Source organism: Streptomyces sp. NPDC001858, assembly GCF_053594615.1.
Genome location: NZ_JBSFEV010000001.1, coordinates 153,723 through 179,224 on the forward strand (window position 1 = coordinate 153,723; position 25,502 = coordinate 179,224).

A 25,502-nucleotide genomic window follows, 5' to 3' on the forward strand; every position below is an offset into this window, starting at 1 on the left:
TAAATGTGCGCGCAATTATTTATTCAGCGCGGTCGGCTCGGGAGGATGCAGGCTCGGGACGCTCGCGCGGCTGCCAGCAGTGACATCTCCCCGCCGTGCGCCGCGACCACCTGCAACCCCACCGGACAGCCGTCCGTGCCGACCCCCGCCGGGAGGCTGATCGCCGGGTGCCCGCTCAGGTTGAACGCCCAGGTCAGCGCCGTCGAGTAGCGGTCGCCGGGGCCTTCGTGACCGTGCGCCGCGTTGGGGGTCGTGGGCGTCAGCAGCAGGTCGGCGCGGGAGAACAGGTCGGCCAGCAGCAGGTCGTTCGCCTCCCGGACGCGTTCGGCCGCGCGGAGGTCCGAGCCCGGGGTGCGCAGCGCGAGCCAGGCCGGGGCGGGGTCTGCCAGCCGCAGGGGCGCGTCGGACGACAGCAGCCGGACGGCGCCGGCCGCGGCGAGGCGCTCGGCGGCGGCGCGGGCCAGGGCGAGCGGCTCGGGATCGGGGTCGGCGAAGCCGAGGTCGGGGGAGAAGACGGCGGTCGGCGCCGACACCGGAACCACCCCGCCGCCCGCGACGAAGCCGGCTGCGGAGTCGGCCTCCGGGTTCATCACCCGCCACCACGCATCGGCGTCCGCCGCGTACCGCACGAGGACCCCGGGTGCGGTCAGCCCCGTACGGTCCCCGGGCAACGCTCGTCGGTTGGTCGTCTTGAGGCCGATCACGCCGCACCACGCGGCCGGGATGCGCACCGAGCCCGCGCCGTCGCTGCCGGTCGCGAGGGGGACGAGTCCGGCGGCCACCGCCGCCGCGGAGCCGGCCGAGGAGCCGCCGGGCGTGCGGTCGGCGCGCCAGGGGTTGACGGTACGGCCGTGGGCGCCGAGGCCCCAGGTCTGCCAGGGGGTGCCGGGTCCGGGTACGGCGGTCGCCCCCACGGGCACGCATCCGGCGGCGATCAACGGTGCCGCCGCACGCAGCCCATGACGTCCCTTCACCCCGATCGGGACCCCGGCCAGCGGCAGCCGCTGCTGCAACCGCGGCGACCCGTCCGAGCCGACCCGCTTGTCGACCGCCCGCGCCCACCCCTGCGCCCGCTCCTCCCACACCTCGGCGAAGGCGCACAGCGAACGGTCGACGCGGGCGATCCGTCCGAGCGCCTCGCCGACGACGTCCACGGCCCGCAGCCGCCCCGCCCGCACGTCCGCGGCGATCTCGACGGCCGGGGGCCACTCCACCGGCCCGCCCGCCCTGTCCGGCCTCAGCGGACCCTCCCGCTCACCGCCGCCCCCGTGAGCCGGGACAGCGGTTCCGTGTCCCTCGGCGGGCTGCCGGCGAGGTCGCCGAGGCGCCAGTTCGTCACCCACGGGACGCGGTACACGTCGATCACCGATTCGATCATCCGCACCCGCTGCACGAGCGGGCGCGGCAGCCGGCCCGGCGCGTCCGCGACGAGGACGACGGCGTCGAGGTCGAGCCCCTGGGGAGCCGTCCCGCGCCGGAAGACCTCCAGGGTCCGCAGGACGGACTCCAGCCCGGCCGCGTGCGTACGGCCGACGAGCAACACGGACGGGGGATCACCGGCGCCGGGCCATTCCCGTCCGCAGTCGTGGCCGCCGTAGACCGCGGCGAGGGTGGAGCTGCCGGCCCCGCCGTGCGTGGCGACCCACGAGAAGCGCCGGGGCGAGGCGGTGGACGCGTAGGGCATGGGCACGGGCACCGGTACCGGAACCGACGCCGGATCCGGTGCGGCCACCGGTCCGCGGATCCAGATCTCCGGCCCCGGCTGCCCGTCCGTCGTCCGCATCCCCGTGTTCCTCCCAGTCGTCGCCGTCCCTCCGGGACGCACCCTGATCCCGGTGGTCCCGGGGCGGCCCCGGGAGCGGGGCGTGGATTCCTGGAACGATGCTGTGACGTCGTGGTGACGCGCGGACCGGGAGCGCTCGGAGAGACTCAACAGTACGTGTCACGCACGCGTACCTGGACGACCGGATCGTGACGACGCATCCGAGTGAGGAACCGATGTCTCGACTCAGCCGCGAGAAGAAGCGGGAACAGCAGCACCCCGGCCGCCCGGCCGCCGTGGTCGCCCCGCTCGATGTCCATGTCCGCGGGGGTGGGACGGCGACGATAGGCGGCGTACCGGTCACGACGGTCGACGGTGAGGAGATCCAGCGCGCCGTCCTGAGCCACCTCCACCGCATCGCGCTCGCCACCGGCCACCCGGTCCTCGCCACGGTCCACGACGAACGCATCGGTTACGTCGTCCCCCTGCGCGTGGAGCCGGACGGCTCCAGCCACTTCACGGGGGAGCCCCTGCGCACACCGGCGGTGGCAGCGACGGCGGCGACGGCAGCGACGGCGGCAGCGGCAGCGGTACGGGAGGAGCCCGCGCCCGTCCTCGCGCCTGCGCCCATCCCCGTCCCCGCGCCCGTTCCCGTTCCCGTCGCGGAAACCCCCGCGCCGCTCGACGACGAACAGCCGCCGTCCCACCCGCGGGACGACAAGCCCACGCACTTCCTGCGCCCGACGTCCGAGCCGGTGCGCGACACGGCCCCGACGTTCCCGCTGCGCGCGGTGCCGGAGCCGGAGCCGGAGCCGGAGGTGAAGCCGGAACCCCGGGACGCCGTCCCGGCCCTCGGCACGGTCAGCGCTCCGACGGGCGTGTTCGGCCCGCCCCCGCAGATGGACGAGCGCCCGAACCCGGACACCACCCCTACCTCGACCCCCATCTCAACCCCGATCCCACTGCCACTTCCACTCCCGACCCCCGCCTCGGCCCCTGCCCCCTCCGCTCCCACCCCCTTCGTCCCCGACGAGGTCGTCTCCGACTCGGTCTCCGCCGCCGACATCGACCTCAAGCACACCCCCGCCCGCGGCTTCGACGCCGTCGCGGAGGCGGTGCTGGGGGACGATCCCCGTGCGCTGCACGGCGACAGCGGCGTCGCCACGCTCCTCGGGGAACCGGTGGCGCAGATCAACGAGGCCGTGCGGGCGGGCCGGATAGACGTCGCGGCCGGTCTCGCGGAGCGGACCGTGCTGGACGCGTCCGGGACGCTCGGGCCGGAGCACCCCGAAGTGCTCCGGCTACGCGAACTCACCGCGTACATCGCCTACCTGGCAGGCGACCCGCTGCGCGCCTTCCACAGCTCCCTCGACCTGGCCCGCATCCGCCGCCGGGCCCGGGACGCGGAGGCCGCGTACGGCAACGTCCAGAGCGCGGCGGCGGCCTGGCGTGCCGTACGGGACCCCCTGCAGGGGCTGAACCTGGGGACCGAGCTCCTCGGCCTGTGGACGGAGCTCAGCACCGAGGACGGCCCGGCCGCCGACGACGTCGAGCAGCTGGAGTCGGCCCGCGCGCGCATGCTCCGCCTGGCGGAACGCGCCCGCAAGGCAGGCGCGTAGCAGCCGTGTCCGCCATCACGCCTGGCCGCCTGACTGCCTCACCGCCTGTCCGCCTGGGCGGTCAGGCGGACAGGTTCCAGATCGCGTAGGCGAGCGCGTCCGCGTTGCGGTCCAGGGCGGTGTCGTTGATGTTGGCGGTGGTGTCGCAGGAGGAGTGGTAGCAGCGGTCGAAGGCCAGCCCGGCCGTGCCGCCCCACTTGGCCGCCTGCGCCGCCGTCTTGATGTAGTCGGCCCCGCTGAACAGGCCGCCCACGGGCACGCCCACGTTCTTGAAGGGGGCGTGGTCGGAGCGGCCGTCGCCCTCGGTCTCGATCTCCGTCGGGACGCCGAGGCCGGCGAAGTAGTCCTTGAAGGTCTGCTCGATGGCCGGGGCGTCGTCGTAGACGAAGTAGCCGGGGTTCGGCGAGCCGACCATGTCGAGGTTGAGGTAGCCGCTGATGCGGGCGCGGTTCGCGGCGGACAGGTTGTTGACGTAGTACCTGGACCCGACCAGGCCCAGTTCCTCCGCGCCCCACCAGGCGAATCGCAGATGCTTGGTGGGGACGTAGCCGGCCCGGGCCACGGCCAGCGCCGTCTCCAGCACGGCGGCCGAGCCGGAGCCGTTGTCGTTGATTCCGGCCCCCGACGTGACGCTGTCGAGGTGCGATCCGGCCATGACCACCTGGTTGGCGTCGCCGCCGGGCCAGTCGGCGATCAGGTTGTAGCCGACGCGGCCGGACGAGGTGAACTGCTGGATGGTCGTGGTGAACCCGGCGGCGTCCAGCTTGGCCTTCACATAGTCGAGCGAGGCCTTGTAGCCGGTCCGGCCGTGGGCGCGGTTGCCGCCGTTGGCGGTGGCGATGGACTGCAGCTGGGTCAGATGGGCCTTGACGTTGGCCAGCGGGACGTCGGGGGCGGCGGCCAGCGGCGCGGGGGCCGCGCCCGCTATCGATCCGCCAGTCAGGAGCATGACAAGCGAAACGATGCCGACGGCCGCCGTACGCCCGGAAACGGGACGCTTGGCGAGTCCGGGGAGCTTGGGTGACTGCATGTGGGGGGCTCCGAATTCCTCGGGAGTCTCCGGATCACAGGGACTCCACAGTGAATGGGGTTCCAGGATGGTGAACTCGTCACTGACGCCACGTCAAGAGCGCTATCAGGACACGGGGTTCACATTCCGGACAGATTCGGACGGGACTCCGGACAACAAGGAATCCGGAGCCACCGAGGTCACACGTCCACCGCGGCGGGCGGCGTCGAGGCCGCGACCGGAACCGTCCCCGCCGTCCCCACAGGCTCAGCCTTCCTCGCTGTCCCCACCGGCTCCAGCGCCCCAACCCCCTTCGGCCGCCGAGCGGAGCGCCACGCATCCCCCGTGAGCAGCACCAGCGCCAGCCACACCAGCGCGAACCCGGCCCAGCGCTCGGCCGGCATGGCCTCGCCGAAGTAGACGACGCCGAGCAGGAACTGGAACACCGGGGTCATGTACTGCAGCAGGCCCAGCGTGGACAGCGGCACGCGGATCGCCGCCGCGCCGAAGCAGACGAGGGGGAGCGCGGTGACGATGCCAGTGGAGGCGAGCAGGGCCGCGTGTCCGAGGCCCTCGGTCGTGAACGTGGCGTCGCCGTGCGCGGACAGCCACAGCAGATAGCCCAGCGCGGGCAGGAACTGGACGGCGGTCTCGGCGGTCAGCGACTCGACCCCGCCGAGGTTGACCTTCTTCTTCACCAGCCCGTAGGTGGCGAAGGACAAGGCGAGACAGAGCGAGATCCATGGCGGGCGGCCGTAGGCGACGGTCAGGACCAGCACCGCGCCGAAGCCCACGCCGACCGCCGCCCACTGCACGGGCCGCAGCCGCTCCTTGAGGATCAGCACGCCCATCGCGATGGTGACCAGCGGGTTGATGAAGTAGCCGAGCGACGCCTCGATGACATGGCCGCTGTTCACGGCCCAGATGTAGACGCCCCAGTTCACGGTGATGAGGGCCGCGGCGATCACTATCAGACCGAGCCGGCGCGGCTGCCGCAGCAGCTCACCGGCCCACGCCCAGCGCCGTACGACGAACAGCGCGACGGCGACGAAGGCGAGGGACCACACCATGCGGTGGGCGAGGATCTCGGTCGCGCCGGCCGGCTTCAGCAGGGGCCAGTAGAGGGGTACCAGGCCCCACATCCCGTACGCCGCGATGCCGTTCAGCAGGCCCGTCCGGCCTTCACTCCTCGACGTCCCGGCCATGGGGCCCCTCCCTCTTCACCGTCAGGCATGCGTGGACGACGGTAACGCCGAGCGCCCCTGCCTGTCATGTCCGTATCGCTATACGGTCATGACAGACAGGGGCGGGGTGGAACAAGGCCCGTCACGGGGGCCTTTCAGCCCTCCAGTGCTTCGGTCCGTCAGGCCTTCAGCGCCGCCGTGATCGCCTCGGCCAGCGGGGTGGTCGGGCGGCCCGCGAGCCGGGACAGGTCACCGCTCGACACGACCAGCTCGCCCTTCGCGATGGACGCGTCCACGCCGGCCAGGATCACGGCGAAGTGCTCGGGCAGGCCCGCGCCGGTCAGGATGCCGATGAGCGCCTCGGCCGGAACGGCGTTGTAGACGATCTCCTTGCCGGTCTGCCGGCTCAGCTCGGCCGCGTACTCGGCGAAGCCCCACGCCTCGTCGCCGCCCAGTTCGTACGTCTTGTTCTCGTGGCCCTCGCCGGTCAGCACGGCGACGGCGGCGGCCGCGTAGTCCGCGCGGGAGGCGGAGGAGAGGCGGCCCTCGCCGGCGGCGGACACGACCGCATTGTGCTCCAGCACCGGGGCGAGCTGCTCGGTGTAGTTCTCGTGGTACCAGCCGTTGCGCAGCAGCGCGTACGGCACGCCCGAGGCGGTCAGCGCCTGCTCGGTGGCGCGGTGGTCGTCGGCCAGCGCCGCGGTCAGCGAGCCCGGCGCACTGGTGTACGCGAGCAGCGCGACCCCGGCCGCCTTCGCGGCGTCGATGACGACCTGGTGCTGCGCCGGGCGGCCCTTGTCGAACTCGTTGCCCGAGATCAGCAGCACCTTGTCGCCGGCCGCGAGCACGCCGTCGAAGGTCTCGGGGGCGTTGTAGTCCGCGACGGCGATCTTCACGCCCTTGGCCGCGAAGTCGGCGGCCTTGGCCTCGTCGCGTACGACGGCCGTGATCTGTTCCGCCGGAACCTTCTCCAGCAACTGCTCCACGACGTGACGGCCGAGGTGTCCGGTGGCTCCGGTGACGACGATGCTCATGGCTCTGGAACTCCTAGTGGGGGTCAGCGGGTCTGGTACTAACCCTACGGGCGGCACTAACTCACCGAAAGTACCCACTTTGAAGTAAGGTACTGGCATGTCGGTAAGCGAAGACACCACCACGGTAGCCGCGGCAGCCACCACATCCACGGAAGCCACGGCGGCGGTCGCGCCACCGGTCGTCGACGTGATGTGCCCGTCCCGCCTCGTCCTGGAACACGTGACGAGCCGCTGGGGCGTCCTCGTCCTGATCCATCTGCTCGGCCGCCCGCACCGCTTCAGCGAACTGCGCAGGGCGATCGGGCAGGTCAGCGAGAAGATGCTGACCCAGACCCTGCAGACCCTGGAGCGCGACGGCCTGGTCCACCGCGACGCCAAGCCGGTGATCCCGCCGCGCGTCGACTACTCGCTCACCGACCTCGGCCGCGAGGCCGCGGAGCAGGTGCGAGGACTGGCCGGCTGGACGTACACCCGCCTGCCCGACGTGGAGAAGGCCCGCCAGGCATACGACGAGGCCCGGGGAATCCAGTCCCGGGCCTCGTGAACCGCAGAGGATCCTCGCCCCGCCGACCGTCTCAGCCGACGACCGTCCAGGTGTCCCCGCCCGCCAGCAGCGCGGCGAGATCGCCCTTGCCGTGCTGTTCGACGGCCGCGTCGAGCTGCTCGGCCAACTGGGTGTCGTAGACCGGCCGCCGGACCGAGCGCAGCACGCCGATCGGCGTGTGGTGCAGGGTGTCCGGATCGGCGAGCCGGGACAGCGCGAACGCGGTCGTCGGCGATTCCGCGTGCGCGTCGTGGACCAGGATGTCCGCCTCGTTCTCGGCGGTCACCGTGACGACCTGTAGATCCCCCGTCCGCCGGTCGCGGACGACGCCGCGCGCGCCGTCCGCCCCGAAGCGGATCGGCTGTCCGTGCTCCAGACGGATCAACGCCTCCTCGGCCGAGTGCCGGTCCTTCAGGGCCTCGAACGCGCCGTCGTTGAAGATGTTGCAGTTCTGGTAGATCTCGATCAGCGCCGTACCGGGGTGGGCGGCGGCCTGGCGCAGCACTTCCGTCAGATGCTTGCGGTCGGAGTCGATGGTCCGCGCCACGAACGAGGCCTCGGCCCCGAGGGCCAGCGAGACGGGGTTGAACGGCGCGTCCAGCGACCCCATCGGCGTCGACTTGGTGATCTTGCCGACCTCGGAGGTGGGGGAGTACTGGCCCTTGGTCAGTCCGTAGATACGGTTGTTGAACAACAGGATCTTCAGGTTGACATTGCGCCGCAGGGCGTGGATGAGGTGGTTGCCGCCGATGGAGAGCGCGTCGCCGTCCCCGGTCACCACCCACACGCTCAGGTCCCGCCGGGAGGCGGCCAGCCCGGTCGCGATCGCCGGCGCGCGCCCGTGGATGGAGTGCATGCCGTAGGTGTTCATGTAGTAGGGGAAGCGCGAGGAGCAGCCGATGCCCGAGACGAAGACGATGTTCTCCTTGGCCAGCCCCAGCTCCGGCATGAAGCTCTGGACGGCCGCCAGGATCGCGTAGTCACCGCAGCCGGGGCACCAGCGCACTTCCTGATCGGACTTGAAGTCCTTCATGGACTGCTTGGCCTCGGCCTTGGGGACGAGCTGCAGCAGACCGTTCGTGGGGTCAGTCATCGATGGCCTCCTTGAGCGCTGCGGCGAGCTGTTCCGCCTTGAACGGCATGCCGTTGACCTGGTTGTAGGAGTGGGCGTCGACCAGGTACTTCGCCCGGACGAGGGTGGCGAGCTGGCCGAGGTTCATCTCGGGGACGACGACCTTGTCGTAGCTCCCCAGCACCGTGCCGAGGTTGCGCGGGAAGGGGTTGAGGTGCCGCAGATGGGCCTGCGCGATGGCCTCTCCCGCCGTCCGCAGCCGCCGTACCGCCGCGGTGATGGGCCCGTAGGTGGAGCCCCAGCCCAGGACCAGCGTGCTCGCCCCGTGCGGGTCGTCCACCACGAGGTCGGGCACGTCGATGCCGTCGATCTTGGCCTGCCGGGTGCGGACCATGAAGTCGTGGTTGGCCGGGGCGTAGGAGATGTTCCCCGTCCCGTCCTCCTTCTCGATCCCGCCGATGCGGTGTTCGAGGCCCGGCGTGCCCGGGACCGCCCACGGCCGGGCGAGGGTCTGCGGGTCGCGTTTGTACGGCCAGAACACCTCGCTCCCGTCGTCCAGGGTGTGGTTGGGGCCCTGGGCGAACTGCACGGTCAGGTCGGGCAGCTCCGCGACCTCCGGGATCCGCCAGGGCTCGGAGCCGCTGGCCAGATAGCCGTCGGAGAGCAGCATCACGGGGGTGCGGTAGGTGAGGGCGATCCGGGCCGCCTCCAGCGCCGCGTCGAAGCAGTCGGCGGGCGTGCGGGCGGCCACGATCGGCACCGGGGCCTCGCCGTTGCGCCCGAACATCGCCTGCAGCAGATCGGCCTGCTCGGTCTTGGTCGGCAGCCCGGTAGACGGCCCGCCGCGCTGGATGTCGATCACCAGCAGCGGCAGCTCCAGCGAGACCGCCAGCCCGATGGTCTCCGACTTGAGCGCCACCCCGGGGCCGCTCGTCGTGGTCACCGCCAGTGAGCCGCCGAAGGCCGCGCCCAGCGCCGCCCCGATGCCGGCGATCTCGTCCTCCGCCTGGAAGGTGCGCACACCGAAGTTCTTGTGCCGGCTCAGCTCGTGCAGGATGTCCGAGGCCGGCGTGATCGGGTACGAGCCCAGGAACAGCGGCAGATCCGCCTGCCGGGACGCGGCGACCAGCCCGTACGCCAGCGCCAGGTTCCCGGTGATGTTCCGGTACGTGCCGACGGGGAACGCCTTCGACGCCGGCGCCACCTCGTAGGAGACGGCGAAGTCCTCGGTCGTCTCGCCGAAGTTCCAGCCCGCCCGGAAGGCCGCGATGTTGGCGGCCGCGATGTCCGGCTTCCGCGCGAACTTCGACTTCAGGAACTTCTCGGTGCCCTCGGTCGGCCGGTGGTACATCCACGACAAGAGGCCGAGCGCGAACATGTTCTTGCTGCGCTCGGCCTCTTTGCGGGTGAGGTCGAAATCTTTGAGAGCCTCGACGGTCAGGGTGGTCAGCGGGACCGGATGGAGCTGGTAACCGTCGAGGGAACCGTCCTCCAGCGGCGAGGCCGCGTACCCCACCTTCTGCATCGCGCGTTTCGTGAATTCGTCCGTGTTGACGATGATCTCCGCGCCGCGCGGCACATCGGCGATGTTCGCCTTCAGCGCCGCCGGGTTCATCGCGACCAGCACATTCGGCGCATCACCCGGCGTCAGGATGTCGTGGTCGGCGAAGTGCAGCTGGAACGAGGAGACGCCGGGCAGGGTTCCGGCAGGCGCACGGATCTCGGCGGGAAAGTTCGGCAGGGTGGACAGATCGTTGCCGAACGACGCCGTCTCCGAGGTGAAACGGTCACCGGTGAGCTGCATACCGTCACCCGAGTCCCCCGCGAACCTGATGATCACCCGGTCGAGACGACGTACGTCCTTCGTCGCACCGCCCGGTTTGCGCTGTTCTCCCACTACGGTTCCGTCGGCCTGCTCGTCCTGCCCGGCCTGTTCCGCTGCGCTGCTGACCTGACTGGTCACTGAACTTGACCTCCTTCGAGGCGGCTGTCCCGGGAACGGCCTTCCCCACGGCCCTCCCGGATCAACCCTACGTCTGTAAGGGTCGCCTTCCCTCGGCCGTTCGCAAGACGTCACTGCCTCCGAGACGGCCCGGCACCCGGACTTGTCATGATTTCCCGTCCCACCATGCCGCCCCGGCAGACGCACCGGCCGCCGCCCACGAGAGTGGCGACGCCTGTCGACGACCTGACGCCTGGCACAGTGCCATCCCGTCAGGAATTGAGGTAGGTGAGGACCGCGAGAACGCGACGGTGATCCCCGTCACTGGGTGACAGTCCGAGCTTCAGGAAGATGTTGCTGACGTGCTTCTCCACCGCCCCGTCGCTGACGACCAGCTGCCGGGCGACCGCCGAGTTCGTCCGCCCCTCGGCCATCAGCCCCAGGACCTCCCGCTCCCGTGGCGTGAGCCCCGCCAGCACATCCTGCTTCCGGCTCCGCCCGAGCAGCTGCGCGACGACCTCCGGATCGAGGGCCGTGCCGCCCTGGGCGACCCGCACCACGGCGTCCACGAACTCCCGCACCTCGGCCACGCGATCCTTGAGCAGATACCCGACCCCGCGGCTGGAACCGGCCAACAGTTCGGTGGCGTACCTCTCCTCCACATACTGCGACAGCACCAGCACCCCGAGCCCCGGATGCGCCCTGCGCAGCTGCACGGCGGCCCGCACCCCTTCGTCCGTATGGGTGGGCGGCATCCGCACGTCCGCGACGACGACGTCGGGCAGCGCACCCTCGTCGTCGAGCTCGGTGATGGTCTTGACCAGCGCCTCCGCGTCCCCCACTCCCGCGACGACCTCGTGCCCCCGGTCCGTCAGCAACCGGGTCAGTCCCTCCCGCAACAGCACCGAATCCTCGGCGATGACCACCCGCACCCTGTCCTCCACGATCCTCGGCCCCCCAGCCGTCCACCCGTTGGTCGAACCAGTCAACGAGTCAAGCATTCCAGCATCTGGCTGGTCTGCACCCGGCATCGGGCGGGTCGAGGGTCAGGAAGGCGGGAAGAAGCGGGAAGACGGCGCGAAGAGGAGGCAACCGGGCGGACGGGTGGGCGGGGGCGGACGGGTGGGTGGGGGGCGGACGCTCAGATTCGGTCGCTGCCCCGCCAGGGCAGCTCCGCGGTGATCCGCGTCGGCCCGCCCACCGGCGAGTCGACGACGAGAATCCCGTCCACCGCGTCCAGCCGCCCGGCGAGCCCGGCCAGCCCCGAGGACTCCCCGGCGGAGGCATCGGCCCCGCCGACACCGTCGTCCACCACCTGCAGCAGCAGCCGGTTCTCCACCCGCCACACATCGACCGACGCCGACCGGGCCCGGCTGTGCTTGCTGATGTTCTGCAGCAGCTCCGAGACGGTGAAGTACGCGATCCCCTCGATCGCCGGAGCCGGACGCTCCACCAGATCCACGTCCACCCGCACCGGCACCGTGCACCGCGACGCCACCGAGGACAGCGCCGCGTCCAGCCCCCGGTCGGTCAGGACGGCCGGATGGATCCCGCGCGCCAGGTCCCGCAGCTCCTGCAGCGCCGTCTTCACCTCGCCGTGCGCCTCGCCGACCATCCGCGCCGCCGCCTGCGGATCCTCCCGCAGCTTCTCCTTCGCCAGCCCCAGATCCATGGCCAGGTTCACCAGCCGGGCCTGCGCGCCGTCGTGCAGATCGCGCTCGATGCGCCGCAGATCGGCGGCCGCCGTGTCCACCACGACCCCGCGGTCCGACTCCAGCTCCACCACCCGCGCGCCCAGCGACGACGGCCCGAGCAGCCCGTGCACCAGCAGCCGGTCCACCGTCGTCAGCGCCCGCACGATCCACGGCGTGGCCAGCGTGATCAGCAGCCCCACCAGCGCCGTCACGGTGATCTCGAAAGGATTGTCGAGATAGACGCTGTGCTGCTCGTCGCCGTACAGCTGCAGCCCGCCCTGACCGCCGTACATCGGGAAGAGCCAGAACCACAGCGGATACGTCAGCATGGCCCAGCCGCACGTCCACACGGTGACCGCGACGCCGAACGAGAACACCGCCCACGGGAACTGCAGCACCGCGTACAGCACGCTCCGCCACGACGTGCCGCTCTTGAGAACGGCCCCCATCCAGGCCATCGCACCGCTGCCGCGCGGCCGCAGCGGCTCGGGGGCGGCCACGTCCAGGCCGAGCAGCCCGCGCGCCCGGGCCCGCTCCATCGCCCCGAAGCCCCGGCACGCGGCGAGCCCCGCCGCCAGCACCGGGATGCCGAGGAACGTCACCAGCAGCCCCGCCCCCAGCGACAGCATGGTGACCGCGAAGGTGAACAGGACGACGCCGATCGGCAGACCGAGCAGGACGTACACGAACTCACCCAGGTGACGCGCGGTGAGCGGCTCCCGCAGCCCCGCCGGCAGCAGCGGCCGGCGCTCGCGCTTCTCCTCAGAGCCGCCGTACTCGTCGTACTTCTCGTACGTCTCGTACCGGTCGTACCGGTCGGATTGCCCGTACTGCGTGGCCATCGGCGTCGTCCGTCCTACTCGTCGCTACTCGTCTCGTCACGACTCGCGCAGCTGTCGATCCGTGCCTTCCACCCTCCTCGGCGGCGGGCACGGGGACCATGGAGTCCGTCGGCGTCCTGGAAGGGGGGTTTTCCCTACCCCCGGTCCCGTCCCCGGTCCTGCCCCCGGTCCCGCCAGGGCAGTTCCGCGGTCACCGTCGTCGGACCGCCCACCGGCGACTCCACGACGAACAGCCCGTCGACCGCGTCCAGCCGCTCCGAGAGCCCCCGCATGCCCGTCCCGCCGTCGATCCGAGCGCCGCCGCGGCCGTCGTCCCAGACCTGGATGAGCAGCCGGTCGTCCGTCCGCCACACATCGACCGACGCCGACCGGGCCCCGCTGTGCTTGCTGATGTTCTGCAGCAGCTCCGAGACCGTGAAATAGGCGATGCCCTCGATGGCCTGCGCCGGTCTGGACGTCAGATCGGCGGTCACCTTCACCGGCACCGTGCAGCGGGTGGCCACCGAGGACAGCGCCGCGTCCAGCCCCCGGTCGGTCAGGACGGCAGGGTGGATCCCGCGCGCCAGGTCCCGCAGCTCCTGCAGCGCCAGCTTCACCTCGCCGTGCGCCTCTTCCACCATCGCCGCCACGACGTCGTCGGCCTGCCCCTCCAGCAGCTTCTCCTTCGCCAGGCCCAGCCCCATGGCCAGGTTCACCAGCCGGGCCTGCGCGCCGTCGTGCAGATCGCGCTCGATGCGCCGCAGGTCGGCGGCGGCCGTGTCGACCACGATCCCGCGGTCCGACTCCAGCTCCGCGATCCGCCGCTCCAACTCGTCAGAAGGGGACAGCAGCCCGCGCACCATCGCCCGGTCCGCGTTGGCCAGCCCGCGCGCCAGGAACGGCAGCACCGGCCACAGCACGAACAGCGACGGCACCACCACACCGAACGTCAGCACCCCCCAGGGCAGCCGGACGAGGTCGTACAGCACCGCCCGCCACGCCACCGGGTCCTTCAGCGCCAGCCACATCCGCGCGAACAGGCCGCCCGCCCTGCGCAGCGGCAACGGGCTCGGCTCGTCGATGCGCACCCCCAGCAGCCGGCGTGCCCGCGCCCGCTCGAACCGGCCCAGCAGACGCGATCCGGCCAGCCCGAGCGCGAGCAACGGAAACCCGACCACGGTGACGGTCAGCGCGGCCCCCGTGACGATCACGGTCATCACATAGGTGAACCCGATCAACGACATCGGCAGATTCATCAGAAGATGAGCGATCTCCTTCCAGGTCTGCCGGTCGTAGGCGAAGCGGGCCGGCGGCGGACGATCGTCGCCGGGGGCGGCCGAGTGGCTGGCTGAAGCGGTCATATGGGCTAGCCTGCCGCGCCGCGAGGTGGCGCGCCATGAGGTCTGCTGCCTTCCTCGACCGGGGGAAAACCCCCGTCCCGCATCCCGACCTCTGACGGGCTGCTTACCGTCCCTTTATCAGGGCCTAGACTTCCCGTGCGTACAGATCGTCGAAGGGGAGCGAGGGACGGACGTGCGGGAACCGACCGTCGATGTCGCGGCCGACCACCACTTCGCGGCGGACTACTTCGAGTCCTACTCCGTCGTCGGACTGCTCGCCGTCCTCGGCGTGCTGTTCGTCGCCGTCGCGTTCGGCGCGGGACGCCTGCTGCGCCCGGTGGTCCCCACCCCGGAGAAGCTGCTGACCTACGAGTGCGGAGTGGACCCGGTCGGCGAGGGCTGGGCCCACACCCAGGTCCGCTACTACGTCTACGCCTTCCTGTACGTGATCTTCGCGGTCGACTCGATCTTCCTCTTCCCCTGGGCGACGGTCTTCGCGGCCCCCGGCTACGGCGCGGCCACCCTCGTAGAGATGTTCATCTTCCTCGGCTTCCTGGCCGTGGGCCTGCTGTACGCATACAAGAAGGGCGTCCTGACATGGACGTGACGCCGTCGGAGCCAGTTTTCCTCCCGGAGCCTCAGCGGCTGGGCACCCTGGCCCGCCTCGCCCCCGAACCGATGAAGGTCATCCTGAACTGGGGCCGCCGCTACTCGCTCTGGGTCTTCAACTTCGGCCTCGCCTGCTGCGCGATCGAGTTCATCGCCGCGTCGATGGCCCGCCACGACTTCATCCGCCTCGGTGTCATCCCCTTCGCGCCGGGTCCGCGCCAGGCCGACCTGATGGTCGTCTCCGGCACGGTCACGGACAAGATGGCCCCGGCCGTGAAGCGCCTGTACGAGCAGATGCCCGAGCCGAAGTACGTCATCTCCTTCGGCGCGTGCAGCAACTGCGGCGGCCCCTACTGGGACTCGTACTCCGTGACCAAGGGCGTCGACCAGATCATCCCGGTGGACGTGTACGTGCCCGGCTGCCCGCCGCGCCCGGAAGCACTGCTCCAGGGCATCCTCAAGCTCCAGGAGAAGATCGCCCGCGAGTCCCTGGACGAGCGCTACGGCACCCCCGCCCCCCGCCCGTCGGCAGCGGCCCTCCAGAGCGGCCTGGTGCGGCCCCCGGCCCCCGGGTCCCCGGCGGAGGAAGCCCGATGACCACGATCGGCTGGCTCCCCGCCCCCGCCGAGGAACTCTTCGGCCTCGAGGCCACGGCCGAGGAGTCGTACGACGTCCTGACGGTGGACGTCCCCCCGGCCCTCTGGACCGACGCCCTGCGCATCGCCCGCGACCGCCTCTCCTGCACCTACTTCGACTGGCTGAGCGCGGTCGACGAACCCGGCACCGGCTTCCGCGTCTCCGCCCATGTCGTCGCCCTGTCCCCGGTCCGCCGTCTCCTCCTGCGCACGACGATCCCGCACGAGGCACCCACCCTCGCCTCCGCCGTCGACGTCTACGCCGGCGCGGCCTGGCACGAACGCGAGACGCACGAAATGTTCGGCGTCACCTTCGAAGGCCACCCCGGCCTGAACCACCTCCTTCTCCCGGAGACCTTCGAAGGCCACCCCCTGCGCAAGGACTTCGTCCTCGCAGCCCGCGTCGCCAAGGCCTGGCCCGGCGCGAAGGAGCCCGGCGAGTCCGAGCACGGCGGCCCCAAGCGCCGCCAGATGCTCCCCCCAGGAGTCCCCGACCCCAACGAATGGGGCCCCCTGAAGGGCCAACTCCCCCCGGCCCCGACCCGCCCGGCCCGAGCAGCAGCAGGCCGAGCCGCAGCCGACCGCCCACCCCGCCGCACCCGCACCACAGCAGAGGGCTCCGCCAGCCAGCCACCGACAGAAACCCCGCCGCCGGCGACGCCGGCCGCCGCGGAATCCGGTGCCGCCGCGACGCCCTCGCCTCCGGCCGGCCCGCGCCGCGCCCGCAGCGCGAGCGCCGGCTCGGCGACCCAGCGACAACGGGCAGAGAACACGGAGTCCGCGCAGGCCACGGCACCCTCGGATTCAACGGGAGCGACGGGAGCGACGGGAGCAACGGGACCGACGGGAGCGACTGGAGCTGTGGGTTCCGAGGGAGCCTCCGGACGCGAGGCCGGTGCGACGACCGAGCCGACCCCGCAGCCCCCAGCAGGCCCGCGCCGCGCCCGCAGCGCCTCCCAGGGCTCGGCCTCCCAGCGCACCCAACCTCCGACGGCATCCCCCGACACCCCCACCCGCCCCTCCACAGCCCCCCGCAGTGCAGACGCCCCATGGCACCACGCCCGCCCGGCATTCGACACCCCGGACCAGCCGGAGCAGCCGGAGCAGACGCAGCAGCCGGAGCCGGAGCAGAAGTCGCAGCCGGCGCCGGAGTCGGAACCGCAGCAGCAGCCGGAGCCCGAGCAGCTGGAGCCCGAGCCCGAGCAGCAAGAGCCCGAGCAGCCGCCCTCTGGTCAGCCCGCCTCGGGTAAGCCTGCCCCGGGTCAGCCCGACCCCGCCCCCGAAGACCCCGCAGGAGGTCCGCAGTGAACGACGCTCTCGACGTCGCCCTGCGACTTCTGGTCGTCTTCGTCGTCTTCCTCACCTTCCCCTTGATCGTCGGTCAGACCGAGCACAAGGTGATGGCCCATATGCAGGGCCGCCTCGGCCCGATGTACGCGGGCGGCTTCCACGGCTGGGCCCAGCTCATCGCGGACGGCGTGAAGTTCGCGCAGAAGGAGGACATCGTCCCCGCGGGCGCGGACCGCCGTATCTTCCAGCTCGCGCCGGCCGTGGCCCTCCTGCCGTATCTGCTCGTCGTCCTCGCCATCCCCGTCGGCCCGGGCGAGGGAGCCGTCGGTCAGGTCGTGGACGCGGGCATCTTCTTCGTGCTCGCCGTGATGGGCGTCGGCGTACTCGGCTCTCTGATGGCCGGCTGGGCCAGCGCCAACAAGTTCTCCCTTCTCGGCGGCCTGCGCACCGCCGCTCAACTCCTCGCCTACGAACTCCCGATGCTGCTCACCGCCGCCTCGGTGGCGATGGCGGCCGGCACGGTCTCCCTGCCGGGCATCGTCGACGCCTTCGAGTGGTGGTGGCTGCCCTGGCAGATCACCGGCGCGATCGTCTTCTTCGTCGCCGGTCTCGCCGAACTCCAGCGGCCCCCGTTCGACATGCCCGTCGCCGACTCGGAGATCATCTTCGGCGCGTACACCGAGTACACCGGCCTGCGCTTCGCTCTTTTCCTCCTTGCCGAGTACGCCGGAATCGTCGTCCTGTGCGGCCTGACCACCGTCCTCTTCCTGGGCGGCTGGCACGGCCCCTGGGGCGCGGACGGCCTCGGCTGGGTCTGGACCCTGCTCAAGTCCGCCGTCCTCGCCTTCGTCGTGATCTGGCTGCGCGTCACTTACCCCCGGATGCGCGAGGACCAGCTCCAGAAGCTGTCCTGGACTCTCCTCGTCCCCCTCTCCCTCGCCCAGATCGCCCTCACCGGCGTCGTCAAGGTGGTGATCCAGTAACCATGGCCCCCATTCCCGGTAGTGGCCTCGCCAAGGGCCTGGCCGTCACCCTGCGCACGATGACGCGGAAGACCGTCACCGAGCAGTACCCGGACGCCCAGCCCGATCTCCCGCCCCGCACGCGTGGCGTCATCGGTCTGTTCGAGGAGAACTGCACGGTCTGCATGCTCTGCGCCCGTGAGTGCCCCGACTGGTGCATCTACATCGACTCCCACAAGGAGACGGTGCCGGCCGCCGCCCCCGGTGGCCGCGAGCGCAGCCGCAACGTCCTCGACCGCTTCGCCATCGACTTCTCGCTGTGCATGTACTGCGGTATCTGCATCGAGGTCTGTCCTTTCGACGCCCTGTTCTGGTCCCCGGAGTTCGAGTACGCCGAGACCGACATCCACGAGCTCACCCACGAACGCGACAAGCTCCGCGAGTGGATGTGGACCGTGCCGGCACCGCCCGCCCTCGACCCCGCCGCCGAGGAGCCGAAGGAGATCGCGGCCGCCCGCAAGACCGCCGAGAAGCTGGCGGCCGCCCAGGCCGCCGCCCAGGCCGAGCCCACCGACCCGCAGGGAGGAGAGTCGTGATCCTCGCCGAGGCCGCGCACGGCTTCCTCTCCCCGACGGGCGTCGAGATCGCGTTCCTGCTCGTCGGCCTGGTCACCTTCGGCGCCGCCCTCGTCACCGTGACCACCAAGCAGCTGGTGCACGCGGCCCTGTGGCTGGTGGTCGCCCTCGGCGGTCTCGCCGTCGAGTACCTCCTGCTCACCGCCGAGTTCATCGCCTGGGTGCAGGTCCTCATCTATGTCGGTTCCGTCGTCGTGCTCCTCCTCTTCGGTCTGATGCTCACCAAGGCCCCCATCGGCCGCTCGCCCGACGCGGACTCCGGCAACCGCTGGGCCGCGCTCACGGTCGCCGTCGCCGCGGCCGCCGCCCTGATCTGGGTGGTCGTCGACGCCTTCCGTGCCACCTGGATCGACCTGGACGGCCCGGCCGCCGGCTCGACCGAGGTCACCGGGGCGAGCCTCTTCCAGAACTGGGTCCTCCCCTTCGAGGCCCTCTCCGTGCTTCTCCTCGCGGCCCTGGTCGGCGCGATCGTCCTGTCCCGCAAGGCGAAGACGGAGGCGAGCTCTCCCCCATTGAACTCACGGACCGCCACCAAGAGTTCCCGATCGGTCACAGAGAGTTCCGAAATTTCTGGGAGCTCCGGGAGTTCCGTTAGCTCCGGGAGTTCCGGGAGTTCGTCGTCCGCCCCGGACGCCAGGACGAACCCGGCCGAGCAGGAAGGCACCCGCTGATGCACCTCGCCTATCCCGCCGTCCTCTCCGCTCTCCTTTTCTGCACCGGCCTGTACGGCGTCCTCGCCCGCCGCAACGCGATCCTGATCCTGATGTCGGTCGAGCTGATGCTCAACGCCGTCAACCTCAACCTGGTCGCCTTCGACGTCTGGCTCAGCAAGGCCGCCGTGGAGACCCTGCACTCCGGCCAGGCCCTGACCCTGTTCACCATCGCCATCGCCGCCGCCGAGATCGGCATCGGCCTGGCGATCGTCCTCGCCGTCCACCGCAATCGCGGCACCGCGGACATCGACCGGCTCCGCGACACCGCCGAGGGCCACGAGAGCCCCGCGACCGACGGCACCGACAGCGACGCCGCCGCCACCGGAACGGCCGCCGAGAAGGCTGAGGCCACCGCGTGACCACGACCACCCTCGCCGTCCTCGTCCCCCTCCTCCCGTTCCTGGGCGCGGCCGCCGGACTGCTCCTCGGCCGCACCGCCCCCGGCTACGTGCGGCCGCTCGCCGTCCTGCCGACCCTCGCCGCGCTCGTCCTGGCCGCGATCGTCGCCGTACGCCAGGGCGGAGAAGCCTCCGTCACCGCGGCCACCGAACTGACCCCCACCGGCTCGATCCCGATCGAACTGGCCCTCTACATCGACGGCTTCGCCGCCCTCGTCGCCGTCCTGGTCGGCCTCGTCGCGACCTGCGTGCAGATCTACTCGACCGGCTATCTGCGCGAGGACCCGCGCTACCCCTCGTACGCCGCGCTCGTCTCCCTCTTCACCTCCGCGATGTTCCTCGTCGTCTACTCCGGTGATCTGATCGTGCTGCTGGTCGGCTGGGAAGTCATGGGCATCTGCTCCTACTTCCTGGTCGGCCACTACTGGGAGACCCCGGAGGCCCGCGCCGCCTCCATCAAGGCCTTCCTCGTCACCAAACTCGGCGACGTCCCCTTCCTCATCGGCCTGTTCGCCCTCGCCACCGACGCCGGGTCCTTCCGGATCACGAAGGTCCTCGCCACCGTCGCCCACGGCGGACTCGACCACCCGACCCTCGTCGCCCTGCTGCTCCTCGCGGGTGTGGCAGGCAAGTCCGCGCAGTTCCCGCTGCACACCTGGCTCCCCGACGCCATGGCCGGCCCCACGCCAGTCTCCGCGCTGATCCATGCGGCGACGATGGTCGCCGCCGGCGTCTACTTCGTCGCCCGCCTCCTCCCGGTCTTCGAGGCCTCCGCGGCCGCGATGGTCGTCCTCGCCGCGATGGCCGCCGTCACGATGGTCGGCTCGGGCCTGGCCGCGCTCGCCCAGGACGACATCAAGCGCGTCCTCGCCTACTCGACGATCGGCCAGCTCGGCTACATGACCGGCGCCCTGGCCGTCGGCGACCGCGGGGCCGCCGTCTTCCACCTCCTCTCGCACGGCGCGTTCAAGGCACTGCTGTTCCTCGCGGCGGGCGTGATCATCCACGCCGCCGGCACCAACTCGCTGGCCGCCATGTCCCGCATGAGCCACCTGCGCGACCGTGTCCCCGACGCCTACTGGACGATGACCGTGGCGCTCCTCGCGCTCGCCGCGATCCCGCCGTTCAGCGGCTTCTTCTCCAAGGAGTCCGTCCTCGGCGCCGCCGAGCACGTGACCGCCGGCCACACCGAGCACGCCCCCGGCGCGGCGGGCTGGCTCATCCTCGTCGCCGGCCTGATCGCCGCCCTCCTCACGGCCGCCTACGCGACCCGTCTGTGGCTGCTGACCTTCCGCGGCCGGGGTGTCGAGGCCCCCGACCACGGCCGCCAGCCGCTGACCATGACCGTGGTGCTGTGGGTCCTGGCCGTGCCCTCCCTCGCCCTCGGCGGGTTCGCCTACAGCACGCTCCCCGACTGGTTCGACGGCAGCGACCTCGCGCCGACCCTGACCACCTCGGTCCTCGGCACCGGCGTGGCGCTGGCCGGCGGACTCTTCACGTACGCCGCCTGGCGTCATCTCGCCGGGCTCGCCGCGCGCGTGCCGCTCGGGGCGGTCGCCGCCCACCCGGAGGGCGACGCGGCCCGGGTCGAGGCCGAGGCCATCGCGACGCACGCGCCCGCCTACGGAGATGTGGCCTCGGCCCAGGACCCGGCGGACCCCGGGCGGCTCCTGCTCGGCCCGTTGCACCGCCATGCGGCCGCCGGCTTCCACCTGGACGCCGTCTACCAGGCGCTGTTCGTCCGCCCGGTCCAGGCCGCCGCAAGCCTCGTGCGGTTCCTCGACCGAGAGGTCGTCGAGACCTACGTGCGCGGCGCGGGAGCGCTGCCCCGCTGGCTCGGAGCCGCCGTACGGCGTGCCCAGACCGGCAACCTTCAGACCTATGTGAGCGCGCTGCTCGCCGGCACCGTCGTCCTGGCGGTCGCCGCCCTTCTCGTCGCTTCGGGAGCGTGAGCAGGCGTGATCGATATCAACGAGTCCGTGATGCAGTTCCTTCTGGCGTTCATCGTGGTCGGCCCGCTCCTCGGGGCCGTCGCCGCTCTCCTGCCCGCCCCGCCCGGACTGAAGGGGAAGTCACCCGAGCAGGCCGTGCTGCGGCACGGCGTGACCGTGACCGGCGTGATCCTCATCGCCGCGATCGCCCTCGCGCTCGGCTTCGACCACGACCATCCGTCGAAGATGCAGGCCAGCACGGACATCAGCTGGATCCCCGCACTCGACGTGCGCATCCACCTCGGCATCGACGGCATCTCCCTCCCCCTGTTGCTCCTGACCGCGCTGCTGACCTTCCTCTGCGCGCTCTACTCCTACTTCAAGATGCCGGCGGGCCCGTCCCCGAAGGCATTCGTGGCGCTCGTGCTCGTCCTCGAGTCCGGCACTCTCGCGTCCTTCGCCGTCCTCGACCTGCTGCTGTTCTTCCTCGCCTTCGAGATGGTCCTCATCCCGATGTACTTCCTCATCGCCCGCTGGGGCGGAGCGGGCCGGACCCAGGCGGCCTGGAAGTTCATCCTCTTCACGCTCCTCGGATCCGTGGTCATGCTGCTCGGCCTGCTCCTGATCGGAATCAAGGCGGGCACCTTTGACATGGTGGCACTCGCCACTGACAACGGCCGGTCGCTGACCACATCCGTGCAGGTCATCGCCGTTCTGGCGATCGGGCTCGGGCTCGCGGTCAAGACCCCGATGTGGCCCCTGCACAGCTGGCTGCCCGACGCCCACACCGCCGCCCCGACCGTCGGCTCGGTCCTGCTGGCCGGCGTACTGCTGAAGATGGGCACGTACGGGTTCGTCCGGATTCTGCTGCCGGTCGCGCCCGACGGCTTCCGGGTCTTCGCGCCCTACCTCGGCGCCTTCGCCGTCGTCGGGATCATCTACGGATCCCTGGCCTGCCTGGCACTCGCCAAACAGGGCGCGAAGGGCGACCTCAAGCGGCTGATCGCCTACTCCTCCGTCGGTCACATGGGCTTCGTCCTCCTCGGCATCGCGACCATGACCCCGACCGGCGTGAACGGCGCGCTGTTCGCCAACATCGCCCACGGCCTCATCACCGGCCTGCTCTTCTTCCTGGTCGGAGCCCTGAAGGACCGAACCGGCACGACCGACCTGGACACCCTCGCCGAGCAGACCGGCGCCGCCCTGTACGGCAGGACACCCCGCCTCGGCGGCCTCCTCGCCTTCGCCGCCGTCGCCTCGCTCGGCCTGCCGGGCCTCGCCGGGTTCTGGGGCGAGATGCTGGCCCTGTTCGGAGCTTTCGACCCCGCCGACGACCTCAGCCGCCCCGCCTTCCTCACCTTCACGGCGATCGCCGCGTTCGGCACCCTGCTGACGGCCGCGTACCTGCTCGTCGTGGTCCGCCGAGTCTGCATGGGCGCCGTCCCACAGGACGCCCCGCACCTCGCCGACGTGCAGACCTACGAGTTCGCGGCCTGGACCCCGCTCGTCGCCCTCACCGTCGTCGCGGGCCTGTGGCCGAAGGCCCTCCTCGGCCTGACCGACCCGGCCGTGCAGCAGCTCCTCGCAGGAGGCACCCGATGAGCGCCCTGGCCCCGCCCCTGGCCGAGCCCCTGGCTCAACCCGTCGCCGAGTCGGTCATCCAGTCCGTCGACTGGCTGGCGATCGCACCGCCCACCCTCGCTGCGGTCGTCGCCCTCGTCGTGCTCGTCGCCGACCTCTTCGTCGCCGACGCCCGCAAACCGCTCCTCGGCTGGCTCTCGGTCGCGGGCCTCGCGGCCTCCACCGCTCTCCTGCTGCCCCTCCTGGACGGCGACCGCTCCACCTTCTGCCTGACCGGCGACACACGCGTGTGCAGCTACACGGCCGACCGCTTCACCCTCGTCATCCAGTTCCTGGTGCTCGGCGGAGCCCTGCTGGCAGCCCTGCTGTCGGTCACCGCGCTGAAGGACGCGCGCGGGAGACTCCCCGAAGGGGAGTTCTGGTTCCTGCTGCTGTCCTCCGCCGCGGGCGCCGCACTGCTGCCCGCCTCCCGCGACCTCGCCACCCTCGTCGTCGCCCTGGAGGTCGCCTCCCTGCCCGCCTTCGCCCTCGTCGGAATCCGGCACGGCGACCGCAGGTCCTCCGAGGCGGCCCTGAAGTTCTTCCTGTCGTCGGTCACCGCGACCACCGTCAGCCTCCTGGGCATCAGCTTCGTGTACGCGACGACCGGCACGCTCTACCTCACCCAGGTAGCCGACCGCATCCAGGACGTCGACGGCCAACTGCACACCCTCGCCCAGACCGGCGTGGTCCTCACCCTCATCGGCTTCGCCTTCAAGACGGCCGCCGTCCCCTTCCACTTCTGGGTCCCCGACACCTACGTCGGCGCGCCCCTGCCCATCGCGGCCTACCTGTCGGTCGTCGGCAAGGCGGTCGGCTTCTCCGGCCTCATCCTCGTCACCGTCATCGGCTTCCCCTCGTACGCCGACGTCTGGGGCCCGGCCCTGGCCGCGCTGGCCGCCCTCACCATGACCGTCGGCAACGTCGGAGCCCTGCGCCAACAGGCCACACGCGCGTACAGCGCCGTACGGCTCCTCGCCTGGTCCTCCGTGGGCCAGGCCGGCTACCTCCTCGTACCGATCGCCGCCGCCGCGTACTCCGACGACGCCGACCACGCCATCGGCTCCACCGTCGCGTACGCCCTCATGTACGCCGCCGTGAACCTCGGCGCCTTCGCGGTGGCCGCCCTCGTGGGCCGTACCAGCACGACGAACCGGATCGCGGACTACCGAGGCCTGTACGCCAGAAACCCCCTGTCGGCCCTCGTCCTGGCCTTCTTCCTGCTCTGCCTCGCCGGACTGCCGCCGGGCATCATCGGCCTCTTCGCGAAGGTCACCGTCTTCTCGGCGGCCGTCGACGCGGGCCTCGGCTGGCTCGCGGTCGTCATGGCCGTCAACGTCGTCATCGCCCTGTACTACTACCTCCAGTGGACGGCACTGCTCTTCCGCGCTCCTGAGGGCCGGACGGAGAAACACCGCGTCCCCGCCCCCCTGACGGCCGCGATCACCCTCACCGCGGCCCTCGGCATCGTCCTGTCCGGAGCACCCCAGCTGGTCCTGCGCTTCGCCGACACCGGCCTCTTCTGAGCCTTCACGCGCGCGTACACCTCCGTCCTCACCCGGACGGCCCACACGCCTGCCCGAAGGCACAAGGGAACTAGTGCCTCCCGCCTGGCGTTGACCAGTACGGGAAGGTGCACTGGAGAGACACCACGACACCAGTGCCACCGGAGAACAGCAAGATCCGCAAGCAAAGGGTTCCCCTGCTGCACGACTTGGAGGGCGTACCGTGCACCGCCGGCACAACGGGCTCAGGACCGCAGTACTCCTCGGAGGACTGTCGGCACTCATCATCGTCATCGGCAGCTTCTTCGGCCGCATGGGGCTCGTCGTCGCGGTCCTGATCGCACTCGGCACCAACGCGTACGCGTACTGGAACAGCGACAAGCTCGCGCTACGCGCGATGCGCGCCCGCCCGGTGAGCGAGTTCGAAGCCCCCGCCCTGTACCGGATGGTCCGCGAGCTCTCCACCCAGGCCCGCCAGCCCATGCCCCGCCTGTACATCTCCCCGACCGAGGCGCCCAACGCCTTCGCGACCGGCCGCAACCCGCGCAACGCCGCCGTGTGCTGCACGGACGGCATCCTGCGCCTGCTCGACGAGCGCGAACTGCGCGGAGTCATCGGCCACGAGCTCAGCCACGTCTACAACCGCGACATCCTCATCTCCTCGGTCGCCGGCGCACTGGCCTCCGTGATCATGTTCCTGGTCAACTTCGCCTGGCTGATCCCGATCGGCCGCTCCGACGACGATGACGGCCCCGGCATCCTCGGCATGCTCCTGATCATGATCCTGGGACCGCTGGCCGCCGGCCTCATCCAACTCGCCATCAGCCGCTCCCGGGAGTACCAGGCCGACGCCTCCGGCGCGCAGCTCACCGGCGACCCACTGGCCCTCGCGAGCGCCCTGCGCAAGCTCGAGACAGGCACCAAGCAGCTCCCACTGCCTCCGGAGCCCCGCATCGAGACCGCGAGCCACATGATGATCGCCAACCCCTTCCGCCCGGGCCAGGGGCTCTCCAAGATGTTCTCGACACATCCGCCGATGGCGGAGCGCATCGCCCGGCTCGAGAAAATGGCAGGTCGACACCAGTGAAGACATGTCCCGGCAAGGACCGCCGCGTGTAAGCCCTGTTCGCGAAGAAGGGCACGGGGGACGGCTCGGACGGCCCGGACGGTCCAACGGTCGCGG

23 protein-coding genes are annotated in these 25,502 nt (G+C 71.2%); 13 read left to right on the forward strand and 10 right to left on the reverse strand.

Annotated elements, in window-relative coordinates; genetic code table 11:
• Nucleotides 1-23: 23 nt before the first annotated feature.
• Nucleotides 24-1,214: an amidase family protein gene (locus ACWCPF_RS00750; RefSeq protein WP_451042804.1), complete on the reverse strand. Its 1,191-nt coding sequence runs from the start codon at nucleotides 1,212-1,214 to the stop codon at nucleotides 24-26.
• 23 nt (nucleotides 1,215-1,237) lie between these two features.
• Nucleotides 1,238-1,783, reverse strand: a complete 546-nt coding sequence (locus ACWCPF_RS00755) for a DUF6668 family protein (RefSeq protein WP_451042805.1) — start codon at nucleotides 1,781-1,783, stop codon at nucleotides 1,238-1,240.
• A gap of 215 nt (nucleotides 1,784-1,998) precedes the next feature.
• On the opposite strand from ACWCPF_RS00755, the gene ACWCPF_RS00760 reads away from it, so the two are divergent.
• Complete coding sequence (locus ACWCPF_RS00760) at nucleotides 1,999-3,381, forward strand: tetratricopeptide repeat protein (protein WP_451042806.1); 1,383 nt, start codon at nucleotides 1,999-2,001, stop codon at nucleotides 3,379-3,381.
• Between the two features lie 61 nt (nucleotides 3,382-3,442).
• Here the strand turns inward: ACWCPF_RS00760 and ACWCPF_RS00765 are convergent, their stop codons facing one another.
• The 3 genes from ACWCPF_RS00765 to ACWCPF_RS00775 form a co-directional block, all read right to left on the reverse strand.
• Complete coding sequence (locus ACWCPF_RS00765) at nucleotides 3,443-4,411, reverse strand: M28 family metallopeptidase (RefSeq protein WP_451042807.1); 969 nt, start codon at nucleotides 4,409-4,411, stop codon at nucleotides 3,443-3,445.
• A gap of 179 nt (nucleotides 4,412-4,590) precedes the next feature.
• Complete coding sequence (gene rarD, locus ACWCPF_RS00770; protein ID WP_451042808.1) at nucleotides 4,591-5,595, reverse strand: EamA family transporter RarD; 1,005 nt, start codon at nucleotides 5,593-5,595, stop codon at nucleotides 4,591-4,593.
• A gap of 158 nt (nucleotides 5,596-5,753) precedes the next feature.
• On the reverse strand, nucleotides 5,754-6,608 hold the full coding sequence (locus tag ACWCPF_RS00775) for an SDR family oxidoreductase (RefSeq protein WP_451042809.1): 855 nt from the start codon (nucleotides 6,606-6,608) through the stop codon (nucleotides 5,754-5,756).
• A 190-nt stretch (nucleotides 6,609-6,798) separates the two neighbouring features.
• On the opposite strand from ACWCPF_RS00775, the gene ACWCPF_RS00780 reads away from it, so the two are divergent.
• On the forward strand, nucleotides 6,799-7,152 hold the full coding sequence (locus ACWCPF_RS00780; RefSeq protein ID WP_451043106.1) for a winged helix-turn-helix transcriptional regulator: 354 nt from the start codon (nucleotides 6,799-6,801) through the stop codon (nucleotides 7,150-7,152).
• Between the two features lie 31 nt (nucleotides 7,153-7,183).
• Here ACWCPF_RS00780 and ACWCPF_RS00785 read toward each other — a convergent pair whose 3' ends face one another.
• The 5 genes from ACWCPF_RS00785 to ACWCPF_RS00805 all read right to left on the reverse strand — a co-directional run bounded on the left by ACWCPF_RS00785 (nucleotide 7,184) and on the right by ACWCPF_RS00805 (nucleotide 14,042).
• Nucleotides 7,184-8,245, reverse strand: a complete 1,062-nt coding sequence (locus ACWCPF_RS00785; protein WP_451042810.1) for a 2-oxoacid:ferredoxin oxidoreductase subunit beta — start codon at nucleotides 8,243-8,245, stop codon at nucleotides 7,184-7,186.
• On the reverse strand, nucleotides 8,238-10,187 hold the full coding sequence (locus ACWCPF_RS00790) for a 2-oxoacid:acceptor oxidoreductase subunit alpha (protein WP_451042811.1): 1,950 nt from the start codon (nucleotides 10,185-10,187) through the stop codon (nucleotides 8,238-8,240). The genes ACWCPF_RS00785 and ACWCPF_RS00790 overlap by 8 nt, the downstream gene beginning before the upstream one ends.
• Nucleotides 10,188-10,438: 251 nt before the next feature.
• Nucleotides 10,439-11,110, reverse strand: a complete 672-nt coding sequence (locus tag ACWCPF_RS00795; RefSeq protein ID WP_451042812.1) for a LuxR C-terminal-related transcriptional regulator — start codon at nucleotides 11,108-11,110, stop codon at nucleotides 10,439-10,441.
• A gap of 197 nt (nucleotides 11,111-11,307) precedes the next feature.
• Nucleotides 11,308-12,702: a sensor histidine kinase gene (locus ACWCPF_RS00800; RefSeq protein ID WP_451042813.1), complete on the reverse strand. Its 1,395-nt coding sequence runs from the start codon at nucleotides 12,700-12,702 to the stop codon at nucleotides 11,308-11,310.
• A 134-nt stretch (nucleotides 12,703-12,836) separates the two neighbouring features.
• Nucleotides 12,837-14,042 carry a sensor histidine kinase gene (locus tag ACWCPF_RS00805; protein WP_451042814.1) on the reverse strand — a complete coding sequence of 402 codons (1,206 nt, stop codon included), beginning with the start codon at nucleotides 14,040-14,042 and terminating at the stop codon, nucleotides 12,837-12,839.
• Nucleotides 14,043-14,214: 172 nt separating this feature from the next.
• Between ACWCPF_RS00805 and ACWCPF_RS00810 the strand changes: the two genes are divergently transcribed.
• The 11 genes from ACWCPF_RS00810 to htpX all read left to right on the forward strand — a co-directional run bounded on the left by ACWCPF_RS00810 (nucleotide 14,215) and on the right by htpX (nucleotide 25,406).
• A complete protein-coding gene (locus ACWCPF_RS00810; protein ID WP_451042815.1) occupies nucleotides 14,215-14,628 on the forward strand; it encodes an NADH-quinone oxidoreductase subunit A in 414 nt (137 codons plus the stop codon).
• On the forward strand, nucleotides 14,619-15,227 hold the full coding sequence (locus tag ACWCPF_RS00815) for an NADH-quinone oxidoreductase subunit B (RefSeq protein WP_451042816.1): 609 nt from the start codon (nucleotides 14,619-14,621) through the stop codon (nucleotides 15,225-15,227). Before ACWCPF_RS00810 ends, ACWCPF_RS00815 begins: the two co-directional genes overlap by 10 nt.
• Nucleotides 15,224-16,573, forward strand: coding sequence for an NADH-quinone oxidoreductase subunit C (locus ACWCPF_RS00820; RefSeq protein ID WP_451042817.1), 1,350 nt, complete (start codon nucleotides 15,224-15,226; stop codon nucleotides 16,571-16,573). Before ACWCPF_RS00815 ends, ACWCPF_RS00820 begins: the two co-directional genes overlap by 4 nt.
• Nucleotides 16,570-17,538 (forward strand): complex I subunit 1/NuoH family protein, encoded by a 969-nt coding sequence (locus ACWCPF_RS00825; protein ID WP_451042818.1) that lies wholly within the window; start codon nucleotides 16,570-16,572, stop codon nucleotides 17,536-17,538. Before ACWCPF_RS00820 ends, ACWCPF_RS00825 begins: the two co-directional genes overlap by 4 nt.
• Before the next feature lie 2 nt (nucleotides 17,539-17,540).
• Nucleotides 17,541-18,113 carry a NuoI/complex I 23 kDa subunit family protein gene (locus tag ACWCPF_RS00830; protein ID WP_451042819.1) on the forward strand — a complete coding sequence of 191 codons (573 nt, stop codon included), beginning with the start codon at nucleotides 17,541-17,543 and terminating at the stop codon, nucleotides 18,111-18,113.
• Nucleotides 18,110-18,823, forward strand: coding sequence for an NADH-quinone oxidoreductase subunit J family protein (locus ACWCPF_RS00835; RefSeq protein WP_451042820.1), 714 nt, complete (start codon nucleotides 18,110-18,112; stop codon nucleotides 18,821-18,823). The genes ACWCPF_RS00830 and ACWCPF_RS00835 overlap by 4 nt, the downstream gene beginning before the upstream one ends.
• Entirely contained in the window at nucleotides 18,823-19,224 is a 402-nt protein-coding gene (gene nuoK, locus ACWCPF_RS00840) for an NADH-quinone oxidoreductase subunit NuoK (protein WP_451042821.1), read from the forward strand. The genes ACWCPF_RS00835 and nuoK overlap by 1 nt, the downstream gene beginning before the upstream one ends.
• Nucleotides 19,221-21,215 carry an NADH-quinone oxidoreductase subunit 5 family protein gene (locus ACWCPF_RS00845; protein ID WP_451042822.1) on the forward strand — a complete coding sequence of 665 codons (1,995 nt, stop codon included), beginning with the start codon at nucleotides 19,221-19,223 and terminating at the stop codon, nucleotides 21,213-21,215. The genes nuoK and ACWCPF_RS00845 overlap by 4 nt, the downstream gene beginning before the upstream one ends.
• 6 nt (nucleotides 21,216-21,221) lie before the next feature.
• Nucleotides 21,222-22,796 (forward strand): NADH-quinone oxidoreductase subunit M, encoded by a 1,575-nt coding sequence (locus tag ACWCPF_RS00850; RefSeq protein WP_451042823.1) that lies wholly within the window; start codon nucleotides 21,222-21,224, stop codon nucleotides 22,794-22,796.
• Nucleotides 22,793-24,340 (forward strand): NADH-quinone oxidoreductase subunit N, encoded by a 1,548-nt coding sequence (locus ACWCPF_RS00855; protein WP_451042824.1) that lies wholly within the window; start codon nucleotides 22,793-22,795, stop codon nucleotides 24,338-24,340. The genes ACWCPF_RS00850 and ACWCPF_RS00855 overlap by 4 nt, the downstream gene beginning before the upstream one ends.
• A gap of 202 nt (nucleotides 24,341-24,542) precedes the next feature.
• A complete protein-coding gene (gene htpX, locus ACWCPF_RS00860) occupies nucleotides 24,543-25,406 on the forward strand; it encodes a zinc metalloprotease HtpX (RefSeq protein WP_451042825.1) in 864 nt (287 codons plus the stop codon).
• Nucleotides 25,407-25,502 lie beyond the last annotated feature (96 nt).